At 44.3% G+C, this 17,736-nt stretch carries 18 protein-coding genes and 1 pseudogene; 5 read left to right on the forward strand and 14 right to left on the reverse strand.

The annotated features are described in order from the left end of the window. Nucleotides 1–8 precede the first annotated feature (8 nt). From BLT91_RS33560 to BLT91_RS17710, 7 genes are all read right to left on the reverse strand, one after another. Nucleotides 9–140, reverse strand: a complete 132-nt coding sequence (locus tag BLT91_RS33560; protein WP_302847508.1) for a hypothetical protein — start codon at nucleotides 138–140, stop codon at nucleotides 9–11. Nucleotides 141–577: 437 nt separating this feature from the next. Further along, complete coding sequence (locus BLT91_RS17685) at nucleotides 578–1,045, reverse strand: (2Fe-2S)-binding protein (RefSeq protein ID WP_090823288.1); 468 nt, start codon at nucleotides 1,043–1,045, stop codon at nucleotides 578–580. A gap of 3 nt (nucleotides 1,046–1,048) precedes the next feature. Continuing rightward, nucleotides 1,049–1,882 carry an FAD binding domain-containing protein gene (locus tag BLT91_RS17690; protein ID WP_090823290.1) on the reverse strand — a complete coding sequence of 278 codons (834 nt, stop codon included), beginning with the start codon at nucleotides 1,880–1,882 and terminating at the stop codon, nucleotides 1,049–1,051. Next, on the reverse strand, nucleotides 1,869–4,196 hold the full coding sequence (locus tag BLT91_RS17695) for a xanthine dehydrogenase family protein molybdopterin-binding subunit (RefSeq protein WP_090823293.1): 2,328 nt from the start codon (nucleotides 4,194–4,196) through the stop codon (nucleotides 1,869–1,871). The genes BLT91_RS17690 and BLT91_RS17695 overlap by 14 nt, the downstream gene beginning before the upstream one ends. 204 nt (nucleotides 4,197–4,400) lie before the next feature. Beyond that, on the reverse strand, nucleotides 4,401–4,691 hold the full coding sequence (locus BLT91_RS17700) for an aromatic acid exporter family protein (RefSeq protein WP_090823442.1): 291 nt from the start codon (nucleotides 4,689–4,691) through the stop codon (nucleotides 4,401–4,403). Nucleotides 4,692–4,771: 80 nt separating this feature from the next. Next, nucleotides 4,772–6,241: an FAD-dependent oxidoreductase gene (locus BLT91_RS17705; protein ID WP_090823444.1), complete on the reverse strand. Its 1,470-nt coding sequence runs from the start codon at nucleotides 6,239–6,241 to the stop codon at nucleotides 4,772–4,774. A 401-nt stretch (nucleotides 6,242–6,642) separates the two neighbouring features. Further along, nucleotides 6,643–6,969 (reverse strand): hypothetical protein, encoded by a 327-nt coding sequence (locus BLT91_RS17710; RefSeq protein WP_090823295.1) that lies wholly within the window; start codon nucleotides 6,967–6,969, stop codon nucleotides 6,643–6,645. Between the two features lie 123 nt (nucleotides 6,970–7,092). On the opposite strand from BLT91_RS17710, the gene BLT91_RS17715 reads away from it, so the two are divergent. Beyond that, the gene (locus BLT91_RS17715) at nucleotides 7,093–7,929 is read left to right on the forward strand and encodes a hypothetical protein (RefSeq protein ID WP_090823297.1); all 837 of its coding nucleotides are present in this window, start codon (nucleotides 7,093–7,095) and stop codon (nucleotides 7,927–7,929) included. A 395-nt stretch (nucleotides 7,930–8,324) separates the two neighbouring features. Here the strand turns inward: BLT91_RS17715 and BLT91_RS17720 are convergent, their stop codons facing one another. Next, the gene (locus BLT91_RS17720) at nucleotides 8,325–8,780 is read right to left on the reverse strand and encodes a putative iron-sulfur cluster-binding metallochaperone (protein WP_090823299.1); all 456 of its coding nucleotides are present in this window, start codon (nucleotides 8,778–8,780) and stop codon (nucleotides 8,325–8,327) included. Between the two features lie 611 nt (nucleotides 8,781–9,391). Here BLT91_RS17720 and BLT91_RS33920 point away from each other — a divergent pair. Together BLT91_RS33920 and BLT91_RS17730 are read left to right on the forward strand one after the other, a co-directional pair. Beyond that, nucleotides 9,392–9,580, forward strand: coding sequence for a helix-turn-helix domain-containing protein (locus BLT91_RS33920; protein ID WP_368086823.1), 189 nt, complete (start codon nucleotides 9,392–9,394; stop codon nucleotides 9,578–9,580). A 196-nt stretch (nucleotides 9,581–9,776) separates the two neighbouring features. Next, on the forward strand, nucleotides 9,777–10,778 hold the full coding sequence (locus tag BLT91_RS17730) for a phytanoyl-CoA dioxygenase family protein (protein ID WP_090823303.1): 1,002 nt from the start codon (nucleotides 9,777–9,779) through the stop codon (nucleotides 10,776–10,778). Nucleotides 10,779–11,061: 283 nt separating this feature from the next. Here the strand turns inward: BLT91_RS17730 and BLT91_RS17735 are convergent, their stop codons facing one another. The 4 genes from BLT91_RS17735 to BLT91_RS17750 form a co-directional block, all read right to left on the reverse strand. After that, nucleotides 11,062–11,505 (reverse strand): hypothetical protein, encoded by a 444-nt coding sequence (locus BLT91_RS17735; RefSeq protein WP_090823305.1) that lies wholly within the window; start codon nucleotides 11,503–11,505, stop codon nucleotides 11,062–11,064. A 160-nt stretch (nucleotides 11,506–11,665) separates the two neighbouring features. Beyond that, the gene (locus tag BLT91_RS17740; RefSeq protein WP_254777000.1) at nucleotides 11,666–12,529 is read right to left on the reverse strand and encodes a DUF6454 family protein; all 864 of its coding nucleotides are present in this window, start codon (nucleotides 12,527–12,529) and stop codon (nucleotides 11,666–11,668) included. 307 nt (nucleotides 12,530–12,836) lie between these two features. Continuing rightward, entirely contained in the window at nucleotides 12,837–13,406 is a 570-nt protein-coding gene (locus BLT91_RS33565; protein ID WP_302847509.1) for an NUDIX domain-containing protein, read from the reverse strand. Between the two features lie 532 nt (nucleotides 13,407–13,938). After that, nucleotides 13,939–14,358, reverse strand: coding sequence for a MarR family winged helix-turn-helix transcriptional regulator (locus BLT91_RS17750; RefSeq protein WP_090823307.1), 420 nt, complete (start codon nucleotides 14,356–14,358; stop codon nucleotides 13,939–13,941). Between the two features lie 180 nt (nucleotides 14,359–14,538). On the opposite strand from BLT91_RS17750, the gene BLT91_RS17755 reads away from it, so the two are divergent. Next, the gene (locus tag BLT91_RS17755; protein WP_090823309.1) at nucleotides 14,539–14,991 is read left to right on the forward strand and encodes a CBS domain-containing protein; all 453 of its coding nucleotides are present in this window, start codon (nucleotides 14,539–14,541) and stop codon (nucleotides 14,989–14,991) included. Between the two features lie 33 nt (nucleotides 14,992–15,024). Beyond that, complete coding sequence (locus BLT91_RS17760) at nucleotides 15,025–16,254, forward strand: MFS transporter (RefSeq protein ID WP_090823311.1); 1,230 nt, start codon at nucleotides 15,025–15,027, stop codon at nucleotides 16,252–16,254. Between the two features lie 183 nt (nucleotides 16,255–16,437). Here BLT91_RS17760 and BLT91_RS32950 read toward each other — a convergent pair. Beyond that, nucleotides 16,438–16,542 (reverse strand): annotated as a pseudogene (locus BLT91_RS32950) (hypothetical protein); the annotation flags it as partial. Nucleotides 16,543–16,563: 21 nt separating this feature from the next. Continuing rightward, complete coding sequence (locus BLT91_RS17770; protein WP_090823313.1) at nucleotides 16,564–17,712, reverse strand: glycerate kinase family protein; 1,149 nt, start codon at nucleotides 17,710–17,712, stop codon at nucleotides 16,564–16,566. Nucleotides 17,713–17,736 lie beyond the last annotated feature (24 nt).

A 17,736-nucleotide genomic window follows, 5' to 3' on the forward strand; every position in this document is an offset into this window, starting at 1 on the left:
GTTTCTTCTTACACATACACATCAATTGCATTTGCTTCTTCATTTAAAAGATTGTTAAGATACTGTGCTCTGATGCGAAGGCCACCCTGGCGGTAACGGTTGGCGGTTGCTTCAGCAGCCACTTCTTTCCCGTTAAGCATATATAGATCCGCCCCCGATAAAGAAACCGCAAAAATTGCTTCACCAAAGAAGCATGGTTTTTACACAAAAAACCCGCTTTCTTTGTCCCATTTATTTGTGATTAATTCAAAAAATAAACAAAAAGAGAACTATCCCTAATGTCTGAATAGGCATATAGGAAAGTTCTCTTAAACACAAGGAAGACACATCTTTGTTTGTCACCTTTGTGGCTTAACCAACTTCATTTCCTGTGCTTCCTTTGTAATGATGAGTATGTGGATGCATTCCATGCGAATGTTCTGATAATGAGTCGTTTGAGTGAAACACAAAACCTGTTACTGGTATCTTGTTCATTGAATATCTCCTTTATCCAGTTTAATACACGTTATGACTGTCTAAAGGGATTTGACATAGGTAACAGCACAAGCGACGATGAATAATTTATATCTTTCAAATTTCAAAATGCAAAGATAGTCTTCACAACTTCATGAATTTCTTCATATGACGTGCACCTGCAAATGTTGGACTCAAGCCACAACCTAACCGTTTCTTCGCTAGCATTTGGATGTAAGTCCGCCAAACCTTGACAATTCATAATAAACCCGGGAGTGCAATATCCGCATTGGAACGCCTGCTTTTGAACAAATGCCTGTTGAACACGAGTGTTATTCAAACCTTCGATCGTTGTAATATGCTGTCCTTCCGCTTCTATTGCGAGTGTGAGGCAAGCTTTCATAGGAAGACTATTAACTAATATTGTACAAGCTCCACAATCCCCATTATCGCAGCAGGACTTACTCCCCGTTAAACCAAGACCTTCCCGAAGAACATATAGCAGAGTATCCGCAGCTCTTGTCCGTATAGTCTGATTTTCTCCGTTAACTTGTAATTTCACCGAATAAATACTGGCTTCTTGTATTGACATACTTTATCTCCCTTCAAACGCTTTTACAATTTCGAACAACGTATTTTTGAGTACAAATGTCCGATAATCTGCAGAACCTTCCGTATTATTTATAACCGGAGCCGGGAGGTTCAGGATCACTTGATCAATTTTTTCCATTAAGGACAACTTTGAGTTGTTTAAAATTTGCTCGACTTCAATAGACCGAAAAGGGAATGAGCAAACACCGCTAAATGCAGTACGAATCTGGTTTTCTTTTTTTAATGCAGCAACTGTTACTAGAGGATAACCAACGTTACCGATTTGCCTTTTTTTGAAATGAACAAAAGGCAATGATAAATATACACGGTTTGTGATGGTTTGTAAGAGAAATTCACTCTTCTCCAATCTCATCCGTTGTAAGAAAACATCATGAATATTAATATCTTTTACCCCTTGAGGTCCTGCTATGACCATTTGGCTATCTGCCAACAGCAACGGGAGTACGGCCTCCCTGTAATAAATTTCACCACAAATGTTCCCCCCAAGCGTAATTTTATTCCGGGCTGTTTGGTCCGCGACTCCTTGTGCCGTTGCACTGAGAAGCGGAAACAGATTCGATGCAGATAAGTTAGATAACGAAACGCAAGAACCGATAACCAGATTATCTTTTTGTAATTCAGTAACGTTACTCTCCGGAATGGACTTCAAATCAATGATGGCTCTTGGTTGAATGGAATTTCTACGGGCAAATGTAATAATTTCTGTTCCACCGGAAAAAAACAGAGGATTTTTTCCATGCGTTTGCAGATACTTAAATAATTCCACAGCCTTTTGAACAGTAAGAGGTTTGTAATATTCGAAGTCAAACGGAATCATGGATCGTCCTCCAGATCGCTTCGGGCGTTAGAGGTAATTGATTAAGTCCTACACCTGTGGCAATTGACAAGCTGTTCGCCAATGCGGCAGGCATTCCAATCACACCATGTTCGCCTATTCCACGCAATCCGTAAGGCGCTTCCAAATGAGGAGTCTCGACAAAATCAACGAAGTACCTCGGCTGCTCTCCATAGCGAATGAGCTTGTATGTTCGTAGTTGCGGGTTTAATATGGCCTCTTTAATACTGAACAGAAAAGCTTCCCGACTGGCTAAACTCAAGCCTATACTCATACCGCCGGTTATTTGATTCCGGGCGAATTCTGGATTGATTACCTTTCCGGCGTCGATGACAGTTGTTGCATTAATAATTTTATAGGTGTAATCTCTCGTATCCAATTCCACTTCAACCGCCTGTGCACCTACCGTCCACTCGGGACCGGGGTTTCCTTTACCAGTTTCGGGATCTAGTAATGTTAAATTTCGCATTGCGTAACTCCCACGTCCGATTACCTGTCCACCAATCGTATGGCCATTAGGGAATTTATATCCGTTTGCGATTTTCTCAACTTCGATCCCGATTTCGGAATGATTTTTGAAGAATACAATTCCCTTTCCGACTTCTAACTCGTTCGGAGAGCATTCTAGAACAATAGCAGCTATGTCTTTTAGTTGTACAATGGCGTCCTCAGCTGCTGCCAGAACAGCATTGCCAACCAAGAATGTACTTCTGCTCGCTACAGTTTTCCAATGTAGGGGATCAACTTCGGTATCCACTTCCATGGAAATATGTATCATCTGGTCATCCATCTGTAACCGCTCAGCCAATATTTGAGTTAGCGCTGTCCTCGTACCTTGACCAATTTCCACGGCACCACATAACAGATTGATACTTCCGTCTGGGTTAAACATAACAACAGCGCCTGCCCCAGCATCTGTCGGCGTATTAGAATTCTTCCAAAAACAACTTACTCCTTTCGCCTTAATGAGGTGATCCTCAATCTTTATTTGTGGAAAATCATCCCAATGGATTAATGTTTTCAATTTTGCAATACACATGGGCAAATTACCTAAGTTACTTCTATCCAGGATGATTTGTGTAGGTGTCGTGTCCCCTATTCCAATAGCGTTCATAAAACGAAGCTCCAAAGGATCCAAATTCAATCGTTCCGCCAATAAATCCATGCATCTTTCTATCGCAAATGTTAATTCCGGATGACCGAATCCTCGAAATGACGTAGCATATGGATGGTTTGTATACATGCATAAAGAATCGCAGTGAACATTATCAATTCGATAAGGCCCCGTACAATCAGCTGCTCCCGCTCTACTCATCACTGCTCCCCGATCCGAATAGGCTCCACTGTCATACAAATATAGAATTTCCGCCGCCATGAGTTTCCCTTCGCTCGTATAACCAAGTTTAACCTTGGCATCCAATCCAATATGAACTGGTGAAGAAATCATATCCTCTTCTCTGGAATTAACGAGTTTAACAGGTTTTCCTCCAACGGCACTGGAAGCTAAATAGGCGAGAAATTCTAACTGAATGGCGGCCTTTCCACCGAATGATCCTCCGACTAAAGGTGTATGTACGATAACTTTTTGAAGAGGAATGTGAAAAGATTGGCTGATTGCCCTTCGGATGACATAGGGGGATTGCGATGCTGAAGAAATAATCACTTTTCCGTCACGTGAAATTTCCGCTGTACAGCACCGTGTTTCCATCGCTGCATGGTCTGACTGCGGTAAGGTAACGTGAACATCAACGATATGATCACTTTTTTTCCAGCCTTCCTTCATATTCCCTTTACGTATTTTAGTCCGATTGGCAATATTTGTTCCTGGCTCCGGGTATACCTCTTCATGGCGTTTGTATGTGACAAGATCCTCATGAAGGAGAGGAGCACCTTGTTGATAGGCTTCTGTTGGTGACTTTAGGACAGGTAATATCTCGTACTCCACTTTGATAAGCAGTGCTGCCTTCTCAGCAAGGTGTTCTTGTTCAGCAACGATAAGTGCAACAGGCTCACCAAAATATCTCACTTTATCAATTGCTATTGGTGGTCGGTCTTCTAATGGTGATCCTGTAAGAATTGGATGATCTTTACCTATAATGACCGCCTTCACACCGGGAACTTTTCTGGCCTCCGACGAATCAATTGAGATGATTTTAGCATGGGCATGAGGACTGACCGCCAATTTGGCGTGTAATATTCCAATTTTCGAGAAATCATCGATGTATTTGGCTGTCCCTGTTACCTTCTCCCAAGATTCCTTCCTCATAGTGCTTGTTCCAATTGATCGTCCGTTCATAGTTCCCTCCTCCATTAGCGAATATTACATAATTCCCCCCACCTATAGTCCATATATATTACAGATCTATTTGTCCATATTATTCCAGTCGTAAAAAAATAAATAATAAATAAGCCAGATTCCTTCGTGTAAGGAATCCGGGCTTTTAGAGTGCGTTACTATAGTTGCTGAGCTTTTGGAAATCTTGGATGATTTGGTTGGCGTTCATATATAATGCAAGAGTGTACTGATGTTTCTCTCGAGAAGCGAATTCCATTCTTTCACATAATATGAAATTGTGAAAGCAACGCCGACAATCGTACCTAGGACGCGCTGCCAAGCAAATTGAATGGATTGGCTAACCGTTATCTGAATGCATAATTTCACTGTAAGCGGGGCTAGGTATGGATGATTCGATCCAGCACATCTAGCTAATTCCCATGAGAGTGACGCTGCTAATGCTGTTTTCCATACAGATCCTGTAACGCTAATAATAGATTTTATTTGAACGTTCATTTCAATTAAACCCATCTTTTCATTTAGGTTTTCCTATTAGATTCGCAGAGTAGTCCTTCCCATTTATTGACGGAAAAATTTCAAGGCAATTGTATCTTGGTGAGCGCCTTCTTCGCGGGTCCCTCGATCACATCCCCTTGGAATGAATACCTCGATCCATGGCAAGGACAGTCCCAAGTTCGTTCTGCCTCGTTCCATTCAACTTCACACCCTAAGTGCGTACACGTCGTATCTACCACGTGCAGTTTCCCGTCCGATTCGCGATAAGCGCCAGCTCGCTTGCCGTGAACGCGTACGACAGAACCCTCATCAAACGCAAGCTCCTCTGGCTGTTTCGTCACCAAGTCCAACTTGCCGGCGATCAGATGCATAGCTACGTTGGCATTCTGCATCACAAATGTCTTGATGCTAGGGTCAGCATGAAAACGTCTCGGCGTGAAAACTTCTTCATAGGGGCTACCCTCCCCCATAATCAGGTTCGTATTCAGCATCGCAGCTACCATACTTGTGGTCATTCCCCATTTCCGAAAGCCTGTGGCTATCAGATGATTTGGAACATCCGATACCTGCTGCCCGATATAGGGTATTTTATCCAACGTGAAGATGTCCTGCGCCGACCACCGATAAAGGATCTCCTTGATTCCGAAGGACTCCTCTCCGAATTTTTGCAAATTTTCATAATGATCAAATGTGCAAATACCTTGGCCTGTCTTATGTCCCTCTCCTCCGATCAGGATCGCGGGCTCGCCATGAATGAGCAGGGAACGGAGAGAACGCTTGGGTTCTTCCGCACTAATATACATCCCGCCTGGATATGCTTTCTCGGTTCGGACAGCCAGCACATAAGACTTTTCAGCATGGAGACGAGAAAAGTATAAGCCTTTACGATCATTGAACGGAAAGTGAGAAGAAACCACAACATAGTCGCACACCACCTGTGATCCCTGCTTCGTCTTCACGATAGAAGGCCTTTCTTGTGATGCACCGACGACCGTTGTATGCTCGAAAATGAGCCCGCCCATTTTAATAATTTCCTGCAAAAATCTAATCAAGAACGGAACCGGATTGAACTGGGCTTGCCCGCTCATCCTGACAGCTGCTTTCGTCTCGAAGGGCAGTGATGTTGTTTCCACGTAAGCGCCTGGTATGTTTAATTTGGTATAAGCCTTATATTCATCTTGAATTTTACGTATATAAGCGTTATTGCTTGTATACACATAGGCGTCTTCTTCACTTAACTGACAATCAATGCTTAACTCATTGACTATGTTTTTCACAAACTGCAGCGCTTCCTGATTAGCATCATAATATAAACGTGTTTTCTCCTCCCCTAAATGGGAAAGGAATTCACTGTAGATGAGGTCGTGCTGAACGGTAACTTTGGCTGTCGTCGATCCTGTCGTTCCTTCAAGGATGCGGCCTGCGTTCAAAACCACAACCTTTAACCCGCGTTTAGCCAACAAATAAGCGGTGGTGATACCTGTAATACCTGCTCCAACGACGACGACATCAGCTTTTAAATCTTCGGTTAAGCTAGGGAATTGAGGCATTTGATCAATAGAATGGAGCCAATAAGACTTAGGAATTTGCGGTAACGTACTAGTGGAATTATCGCTGTTCAAGGTCAATTTTTTATACTCCCTCCTCCAATTTCCCCCTATATTTTCCTATTGGGCCTCGTTGTATGCATGGCATGTCACTGCTATTTCAGTAACTTCCGATTAGACTTCTATGTGAACGGACGGAAACCGATCAACCGCACCTTGGATTCGGGCATAAATACGATTCATTCCCCGTGTTGTCCTCCTAATAGTGAAATATGTAATGAAACACCAACACTTTAGCTCAATAAAAAAAGGAGCACCTACCGCCGCGGCAAACTGCTCCTATTTATTCAACTCTCGTTCCTCGTTAATTGAACCATAATGTTAGTTTTATTCCTTCTCGTTCATTATGTTATGTACTCAAAACCCCATCGTTCCAAAAGCCATTTATTTGCTAAAATATCTTCTTCAGTTAATCGACCCAATTTCATTTTAGCAAGGAGAACGAGTTCTTTACGACCTGTGTACTCAAAGTCCTTGTAGATCTCCTGATTCTTTTTATGGAATAGGTGGATTTGCTCAGTAAGTTCGAAATATGGCAATGCCCCTTGTTTCCATTCCAAAAACGATTGATACAAAGGCTCCAAGGCTTGTTCAGTTACCAATTTGTGATACTCATCAAGAAGTTCACGTTCTTGCTGTTTTTTTTGTTTAGAATTAAACTTGCTCTCCACCTTGTTAATCTCCTTATTCAGTATTTCACTATCGGTTCTGCGTTGCACAATATCCCCTGACCCTCATATTCATTTATTTTATGGACACAATATGAAAAATATGGTTTTGGAGAGAAAATAATCATGCTTTATATCCTTCAAATTGGTTTAATGCTAGTCTGGGTCGGTTGGTTATTGAAATCAAAGAGATTATCCTGGAGTTCTTTTGTAAATATATATGTACTCGCTTTGCTTGTCGTAGATTTTACCGAGATCATTCTTAATTTATTACTGGACCTATATAAATTTCCAACGCACCTTTTGTCTGACCCCGTTCGTGACAACTTTTTAGGCATTTTATTTACGGATTCCATCATATTACCGTTAACAGCTGTATTATTTTGTTATCATGTTAAGAATCATCCTTGGAAAATAACTTTCACTTATACATTCGTCATGACTTTCTTGGAATGGATTTATTTGGAACTAGGATTTCTGACATACAACTATTGGTCTATTGTTTATTCCTCTTTGTTTTATTTAGTGGGGTTTGCTGTCTTCTCACGGCTAGGCGATATGTATATCCATAGACCCTCAGAAGTGCCTTATTTCATTAGATTGACTTGCTTTGCCTATACAGCATTGGTGCTGCCTGGCGCAATTCCCGATGTATTGTTAAATCTTTACAAATGGTGCCCTGGACTTCTACAAAGTCCTGCTTCAGATGATAGAATCGCTGATTTAGGTTCCTGCTTCATTTTTGCTGTAATTATAGGAATGGTCATATCCAGAATAGCTACCCCATTTAAAATAGTATCGTTTGCACTACTTGCTTGTTTAACTCTTTTATTTGTTTTCTACTCCTATGGTCAAGGGTGGTTAATCTACAACCATTGGAACCATCCCCTTACCATTATTAGATATTTAATTCCTTACCAGGTCCTTTATTGGTATGACAGATGGCAAGCAAAGTCTAGATGATTGAAGTCGATTGAATCGAGAGAGTAAAAAGGCACGACTTGCGTGAATCGTTAGTTCATCAGACTTTTCCTCGTGAGACTCTTTCTTTTTCTAAGCATCATTGCCAATAATAGAAGTATATTAAATATTAAAAATGAGTTGATCCCATAATACAAGTAAGTTAATTCCATTCTCTCAAGCCATACGCTCGCCAACCCAGACTTTATTTGTCCAGCGATCTATTTTGTATCTCATATCACCTTCATAGTTGTACGGGTCTAGTTTGTTCAACCTCTATACGGCAACTTGCCGTACCAGCAATAAATGATTCAGCTCCTGAGACAATCGGTGATGAGTTGTTGCGCTTTTGACTGCTTTCATTCTCCTTCATATTTCCTTCATTAGAAAGAGCGTGATTATACCTCTTTGAGACCCCGCACAAATGAGCTCACGTTTCCTAAGCAACATGCCCCTTGCGGGTTGTTTACTTCGCATCCGCAGCGTCCCGCCTGAACATGTGCTTTGATTTGGTCGGCAGGTTGTTGGTTGGTGCCTGCCGTTTGAAGAAGGCGCTCTCTCGTCCAATCAAAGCAATAACACACTGGTACATCCATGCTGAAGTTCTTTTGGTACACTGGTACCTTCATGTCACTCTCGATGAATGTTTGCGAATGTTTACCGCTGAAGTAAACAATAGAGCAAGCAGAGTTTGAACAGAATAGGTAAGAGTTCTCAGGTGCAATGGTTTCTAATACCGACGCTTTAAGCAGGGACTTGAGCGTTATGAGTTGCACATTCTTGCCCTTTTCACCGCAGGAGGGGCAATCCATTTTTACAGCTCTTGTATTATTAAATGGTGCACAGCAATCCATTTAAAATCATCTCCTTATGTAGAGGAATCAATCAATCATTTGCATATCCTCAGATAATTATCTCACTAATTACAAAAGAAGAAAACCTGCACTTCACTAACCTGCTCGTTACTTTAATTAACAAAAAAAGGAGCTGCCACGAGGCAAGCTCCTTCACTATCGTTCTGCGTAAGTTGAACTGTATCTCTCATAAAGGTCTTTTCATGTCACACCAGTCTCGCCATTATTGAAAAACTGCAGGCGGAGGCGGAAGAGTAGGAGGAATTTTAATTAATACTTCCTACATGATTGAACTAGCGATCATGCCGTTACTAGACATGAACGTGCTCCCCGTAGGCAACAACAGCCTCGTACCCGGGCTGATGAAGCAAATTATTCTCCGGATCGCCAACAATCAGCCGCCCTATTGGAAAAAGCGGATCACCGCCTTGCTGGCCGCCGTTTTGGAGGAGCTTTGCGCATCGGCGGATTCCGCCTCGAGGGAAAGGGAGCATCCGCTGCCGATCCAGATAGCCGAAGCTATCGCGTATATGGAGGAGAATCTTGCAGAGCCTTTGACGATCGAAGCGATCGCGCGGGAAACCGGCTGGTCGTACGAGCATTTTACGAGGATGTTCGTCGCTTCCGTCTGCATGTCTCCGAAGCGGGCGCTGTTGGAACGCAGGCTGCTTCGCGCTGAGCAGCTGATGATGAACGGCAAGTGGACGATCAAACAAATCTCCTACGGGGTCGGCTTTCGGGACGAACAGCACTTTTCCAAAATGTACAAGCGAATCCGGGGGATCACGGCTTCCGACTAAATCGAACGTTGCAAGGACCCGCTGTTTCGCCATACGGCCGCCGTCATCGGTCCGGAAACCCCTTATCCCGTTAACCGTCATATTCCGGTTCATAAGGATATCAATTAAACACATCGTTTTACGGCTTCCCTCCATTGATGGGTACCGCCGCCGTGCCGTAAAATGGAGGAGAGACAATCGATGGAGGGTTCAACCGATGGGGAAATTTTATACGCCCAAGTCGCGGGAGCGGCACGATCGCTTTTTGGTCAATGTGAAGGAGTACGCTCAATATCATCGGGACGGGTATTTGATCGTGAAAGGGTTATTGTCAAAAGAAGACATCGCCGAGCTTTACGGGCTGGCGGAGGAAACGAGGAATAAAAACAAGGAGAGGGCTGCCAATATCGCCGACCCGAATAACAAGGACCCTTTGAAGGAGGAGTTCGCCCAAGCCACCCGCGTTCACATGATTTCCCGATTGAACGCTGCAGCCGAAAGGGGACTGCTGCATCCTCGGGTGCTCGACGTTATCGAGGCGTTGATCGGACCCGACGTGTATGCATTGCAGTCCATGCTATTCCTTAATCCGCCCGGGCGCGGCGGACAAGGATGGCATCAGGATGCGTGTTATATCAAGACTCATCCGGACACGTTGATCGGCGCCTGGATCGCGCTTGAGGAAGCGGACGAAGAGAACGGCTGCCTATGGGTCGTGCCGGGATCGAACCATGAGCCGATCTACCCGCCACAGGAAATCGGGGGCGGCAACGTCCACGCCGTGGACGCGTTCCGCGACCTGACTGTCGTCCATAACGTCAGCCATCTCGACGACGGCGTGAATACCTTGTCCAAAGTCGTCGCGAATTACCCGCCTCCGATCCCAGTACCGCTAAGTCCGGGGGACGTGCTTTTTTTCCACTCCCATTTGTTCCACCGCTCCTATCCAAACCGGACAACGGACCGTCACCGCCGTTCCTATGTTCTCCACTATTGCAACGCCCGTTCTTGGGTGCCATGGGATCACGACGGCTATGAGGGCGATTCGGGCAACTACCGCCAAATCCTGGCCCGAGGCCAGACTCATTTGCCATATGCGGAACCGGTATTCGGCACGGAAGTGTTCTTGGCCGTAGAGGGTGAAGAGTCGGCGGATAGCGTAACTATGATGGGCATGGACAACGGGATGATGATGCCGGTGGCCATGAAGAAAGGCTAATCGGCGGCTTCGCCCGAAACCTCGATGGACCGAATGTTCTCGACGGCCGTCTATTCGTAGAAAATAAAGTTTTAGTCTTTAGTCTGGAGTTGTTAATCCCACGCAGTTTTTGATTTGAAAATTGGCAGCCATCGAAAAATTAAGACTAACCGATAAAAGAAAACAGCAGCGGACTAGGACAAGAAAATAGTCCTAGACTGCCACTGTTTTGTTGTCACAATTGAGCTATCTTTCTGCGTTAGGTTAGTAAATCATGGGCATAACTCATCACACTTCACGACTATTAACGTCTTTTTATTTCATTTATTACAGGTTCAGAGACTGAGACTACATCAACAATGTGGTCAAAACAAGAAATCCCGTAATGCTTAAATGGTCCTGGAAAATCTTCTGAAGCGAAAGTTCCAACAGTAATAAAATCAAGATACCTTGATTTCTTATAGATTCTAAATATTTTTCCTTCAAACTCCTCATAATCATCCCATGTCGTAAATGATTCATTTCGGATTGAGTATGCAACATAAGTCTCAAAGTCAATTTGTATTACTGGAGAGTTTTTGTCAACGTTTATTGGATATGAGTCACCAAAGTTTTTTTCACCAATAATAAGTGGTTCAGCTTCTCCCGTTTTACTTTTGCTGAAGTACAGTCTTAATGAATTTACTTCAGGCTCTGTATGACCAAAGAAAAATACATCCTTTAGTTCCTTTAAGTCTTTATATTCCAACTCGCACCCTTCCCCTTTATTAATTCATAATCTAATAATACTCCATTAACCTGCCCGTTACTTCAATGAAATCATAAAAGGAGCTGCCTCAATACAGCTCCTCCACTATAGTTTTTCGTTATCCATCCATGCCCCTACGGGGCACCACGGAACTGTAAGATTATAGTTTATTTTTCAAATTGTTTGTTTCATATATCAACATAGACCCGTGATCGTCATCCGGTACAGCATAAAGCCGCAGCTCTTGACCGGCGTTCTCCATGAACACCGGATTACGGGTAATCACGTGTCCTTGCGGAGAAAACTCAGTGATGGGTGTTTCATGAATCGTATCCAACGTATTCATGTCTATCAGGGCTAATCCACCTAGCTCGTACGGCTCGGTGCGATTTGCAGGATTGGTCAGCTCAGAGATACCGCTCAAAATCATTTTCCCTTCGCCTACATAATGACCATCTTGATAATCTACAAAATGACTCGAGTTTTCTTTCACAAGTAGCTGCGTCCCATTTTGGTTCCATTCATAGAACTTACGTGAGCCCCAGCTGTTACCTACTAGCTTTCCATTTTGACCGTCACGGACCAATCCTCCGATATGATCATGAACTCGAAACGATTCTTCTGCTTTCATAGTCTTAGGATCTACTTTGTAAACAATAGATTCGCTATTGGGTCGGTATTCGGCGACAGGTACCCAAATATTATTGCCGTCAAAATCAATGCCGCCTGGGTGATAGATGTTCCCTTCACCCAAAGGCATATCATTCACAAGCTTCCCCTGTTTATCAAAGACAAATAAGTGACCGATTCCCTTTCCAGGAGTGCGGTCATAACCGTGCTGGTGCTGGTCATATTTAACAGGCTTTTCAATAAGTTCAACCGAGGACAAATAAAAGAGGTCCCCGATTCGAACCATTCCTTGTGAGTGGTAATTGTTAAATTGTAGATCAATTCTATCTTTTTGCTCCCATTTCGTGTTGCGTGTAAGATTTCGGAACTGAGAGATTAGTTTCTGATTATCCATATGTGTTTGTCCTTCCAAAGTTAAACTGGGGTTTATTGATTTGGGCTATTGTTTCTCGTTAGCGTAGCTAGCCATATGATCCGATTTGGAGTATAGCGGGCCTGAAATATTTCCCTACCTTCTCAAGCTCATTCATTACGTATCTTATTCTATCTTCATCTAGAAACCAGTTATCCTTGGCAGTACCTGTCTTGTCAATCACCGGACTTACATAAAAAATTGTCTCTCTTGGAAAAATAATTTGATATGTTAAAGTGCTCGCCGTGCGTGATAGTTTTTACAAACCAACACTAAAAACACTAATTTTTTAGGTGTGTTGATGTAATACTTTCAAAGAGAATCGTGCATTTTCAAAAGTATTAGTTGCTTTATCTTCTTGAAGTATTGCTTCTGGAGGGACGCCTAACGATACCCCGACATTTCGCAAAAACTCCCATTCAGTTGTTTCTACATGTGGTGTGGCACCAACCTCGCTTAATTCAGATATATCCGCCCATTTATATTCTGAATGTTCATAACTAAGTTTTATCTCCGCATCCTTTGGTAAGGAACAGCGAAATATTCCAACTTGTGCGTTAATACTACTATGATAATAAAATCCCGTTAATGCAGCATCCTTAACTTCTATCCCAAGTTCTTCGCGACATTCTCGAAATAACGCTTCATGAATCGTTTCACCAGCATCTACACCACCACCAGGTAAACTCCACCCCTTATTTCCATATGTTCGCTTTAACAGAAGTATTTGACTCTCGGAATTTGATATTATAGCAAGAATGCCAAATCCAAAAGTAACAAAACCCACTAATATCCTCTCCATTTCAACTCTCTGAGTAATCGTCAATTTCAGTTTCAATTCTTTTTTATAATACCACATATTGTAAGTATCCTGCCCGTTACATTAATAAACAAAAGAGGAGCTGCCGCGTTCCGTTAGCAAAACCGGATCCACCCCTTAGATAGGCGTAACGAAGGAAATAGAGGGCTCAGACCCGTTGAGACATGGGAGTGAAAACCTCCAGGGGCGGCGTGGAGAATGCGTGCAGTATGTATGGAAATACTTGGAGACCATTCACTCTCCTTTATTCCCGCACGCCTTCATGTTGCCGAAGTCTACCGCGGTCGTCCCCTTCTTCTCCTATACTCCTATCCATAGGGATGAAATCCTGCGAATAAGCGAGCATTCGTGAGAAAACTAAATCGTATCGAGGGAGCGCAATGATCTTGCTTTTCTATATGATACGCTTCACCTTAACAGTCATAACGGCGAAAAATGTGAAAGGAGCTGTCGCCTGCCAGCTCCATTGTTGTTTATATTGAACGATTACGAACTCTCTCGTAACCCTTTTCGATTACACCAATCGAATATACCGCCACAAGATGGTTTCATGTTTACGCACAAAGGCTTCTTATTCGACGAACGACCTATTGAATTTGGTCAACAGGTATCCGAATTGTTGCCGTTCGTCTTCGCTCCAATCGTCGTTTAGCCGTTTCGCGATTCGTTCCAAGCGGGCCAGTTTGGTTTCGTTCAGTTCTTTGGCGCCTTTCTCCGTAATCTGCAAAGAGTATGCTCGTCCGTCAGTAGGATCGGGGATTCGGTAGACGTATCCTTTCTGCTCTAGAGCAGCCGTTTGTCTGCTAACTGTTGATATATCCAGATGAAATTCGTCTGCCAATGCCTTTACCCCTGCGGCTCCGTTCTCTGAGATTTGGCGCAGCAGCAAATAAGCGGATCTGTCCAGACTCCCGATTAGGGCTATCGAGGTGACCCGTCGGAAAAGGATCGCTAGTTCGAGTTCTATGGTTTCCAGTGCCTGTTCATTCATTGCATCACCTTCCTTCTCGGTTCGTGAAATTTTCTAAGCTTCATCGTAACATACGGGCATAGGGAAAGAAAAACTTCCCTCGAACCATTCTATATGGTTGACACAGTAACTTATAGTTGTATAATACAATTATAAAGTTTCATAATACAACTTTTATTTGAAATAAGGGGGGAATGCAACATGCAAGCCCAGGACATCATGATCAAACAAATATACAAAGTGAGGGAATCGGACACCGTAAAATCAGTTGTCCAGAAACTCATAGATCATCGAATCGGCGGCATGCCGGTGGTCAACGACCGGAATGAAATCGTCGCTTATGTGAGTGACGGGGATATTATGCGGTATATCGGCAAGCATGAAGACTTGGTTATCGATTCGCTCTATTACTCCATTGTGTTGAAGGGCGATAACGACGAATTTGAAGAACGAATGCAAAAACTATTAAACTTGTCGGTCTTAGAAATTGCCAAAAGAAAAGTGATTACCGTCTCGTGGGATGAAGATATCGAAGTGATCGCGGCGATTCTGGGAAAGAAGCAAATTAAAAAGCTGCCTGTTGAGCGGAATGGTGTGCTTGCGGGTATCATCAGTCGCGGTGACGTTATCAGGCATTCGTTTAAGGCCTTATAGTAATAAGTTTGTATCTGAAAAGGAGTGGGAACCATGACATATAGCAAACAAATAACATCGACCGCATCGGCGGCCGAAACCGTTCGGGAAAAGGGACAATCCAGAGCCGTATGGGCCGTTTTCTTCGCATGTGTTATTGCGTTTATGGGGCTCGGTCTTGTGGATCCAATTTTGCCGGCGATCGCCAAGAACCTGCACGCTTCGCAAAGCGAAGTCACCTTGTTGTTCACTAGCTATAATGCCGTTATGGCGGTGGCCATGCTGATCACCGGGGCAATTTCGTCACGAATCGGGATCAAGCGGACGCTGCTGGCCGGCATCGTCATCATTGCCGTTTTCTCGGCGCTGGGTGGTGGAGTATCCAATGGCATTTGGCAGCTTGTCGGACTTCGCGGCGGCTGGGGTCTCGGCAATGCGCTGTTCGTCGCTACCGCGTTATCCGCAATCGTCTCTTTATCGTCGTCCGGCACCGCTCGGGCCGTTATTTTATATGAAGCTGCGATCGGTCTCGGCATCTCGATAGGACCGCTTATCGGCGGGGAGCTCGGTTCCATCTCGTGGAGGGGGCCTTTCCTGGGAGTCGCCGCCCTGATGATCATCGCTTTTATCGCTCTATTTGCCTGGATGCCCAAATCGAATCAACAACATGCAGTGAAGTCAAAGACCTCCTTGCTTGACCCTTTCCGCGCCATGAAGCACCGTTCCTTGGTCGTGTTCGGAGTGGCTGCCGCTCTATACAATTTTGGATTTTTCACTTTATTGGCTTACGCGCCATTCGTCATGGGACTCGATGAGCACGGTCTTGGATATGTGTTCCTGGGCTGGGGGATCTTGCTGGCCATCACTTCCGTATTCATGGCCCCGAAGCTGCAGATGAGGCTCGGAACCGTTACATCTATTTGCATCATGCTCCTCTTATTCGGTTTGGACCTGCTGGTGATGGGTATTTGGACTTCAAGGCAAGGAGTCATTATTACCGCCGTCATTATTGCCGGAGCTTTGCTCGGAAACAACAACACGCTTATTACAACGGCTGTGATGAATGCTGCTCCCGTCGAACGCTCCACTGCATCCGCTGCTTACAGCTTCCTGCGTTTCCTCGGCGCAGCGGTAGCCCCATTTATGGCGGGCAAACTGGCAGAGTGGTTCAACCCACATGTTCCGTTCATTGTAGGAGCAGGATTCGTGATCGTATCGATACTGTTTATCTTGCTCAATCGGAACCATGTGAAGCATGTCGATCGCGCAGAGACCGGTCACTGAGTGCAGAAGCCCCAAATGGAAAGATCTTCTTAGACACGATAATCCCCTCCGTTGCTTATCTAGTATACAAAAAGGTACCCACAGCCTGAACACCTTTTTTTTAAGTGTCCAGACTATGGGTACCAGTTTATAGCTTCTAAGGCTCGTTTGGTACTCTGCTCAGAAAACAGACACTCTAATTTATTAAATCATGGGAGCCTCCATTCCCATTTTACTCCATTCTTCTCTTGCAGGTCCATAAACTCCAGGAACCCTTAACCCGGCTTGACGCATGAGAACAGTCATTTGTTCACACATCACAATTCAGCATCAAGACATACCCTTTACTGCGCGTATAATTCTAAATACCTGTTCGGCTGTACGACGTAAATTTTGCTTGGTTTCCTTCGGGTCCATGGCTAGCTCCAATGACATTGGGCCGCTAACTATGGGAAAATAAGAGGTTATTCCATTTCCGTTTAATACGGATGCTTCTTTCGTTATGCCTCCGGCATATGCAAGAACGGGTATGCCGTATTTTTGTGAAAGTCGGGCTATACCTAAAGGCGCCTTTCCCATAGATGTTTGTCCATCCAACCTGCCTTCCCCGGTAATGACAAAGTCGGCATCTGCAAGCTTTTGTTCCATGCCGATGATATCTAAGACCAACTCGATCCCGGGTTGAAGCGTTCCTGACAAAAAAAAGGCGAAAGCGGCTCCGAGTCCGCCGGCTGCTCCTGCGCCGGGAATTTGTCCAACATCTACATTCAGCTCATTATGCACAACTTCTGCAAAAGAAGCCAATCCTTCATCAAGCTCTTTTACCATCACAGGGTCGGCCCCCTTTTGTGGAGCAAATACATAAGCGGCCCCATCAGGTCCGAATAAAGGATTATGGACATCGCATGCGACTCTGAATACGCATTGGTCCAACTCTTGACAAGCCCGGTTCGTATCTATGCTGCGAATGAGAGATAAAGAACCCCCGCCTTGACTTACTTCATGTCCCTCAGCATCCTTGAAACTGAAGCCTAAAGCTTGAAGCATCCCGATACCTGCATCATTGGTAGCCGTTCCGCCGAGCCCAATTACAAATTCGCGGCATCCTTGGCGTAAGGCGTCAAGGATCATCTCTCCTACACCAAACGTTGTTGTTTTGAGCGGATTCCGGTACTCGACAGGAACGAGCGGTAGGCCGCAGGCGGCCGCAACTTCAATGACCGCCGTTTTTCGATTTCCTAAGATGCCGTAGATAGACTTGACAGGAGTACCAAGCGGACCTGTAACTTCCACGTTCCTAAGCTCCCCGTTAGTCGCGGAAATAAGCGCTTCGGTTGTCCCCTCTCCACCGTCAGCAAGCGGAACACAAACAATTTCCGCGTCCGGGTAAACCTTGTTAATCCCAGAAGCAATAGCCTTGCTCCCTTCCAATGATGAAATGCTGCCTTTAAACGAGTCTATCGCGACGACTACCTTCATGCATTTACGCCCCTTTCAATGCAA

The organism is Paenibacillus sp. yr247 (assembly GCF_900103825.1).
GTDB lineage: Bacteria > Bacillota > Bacilli > Paenibacillales > NBRC-103111 > Paenibacillus_E.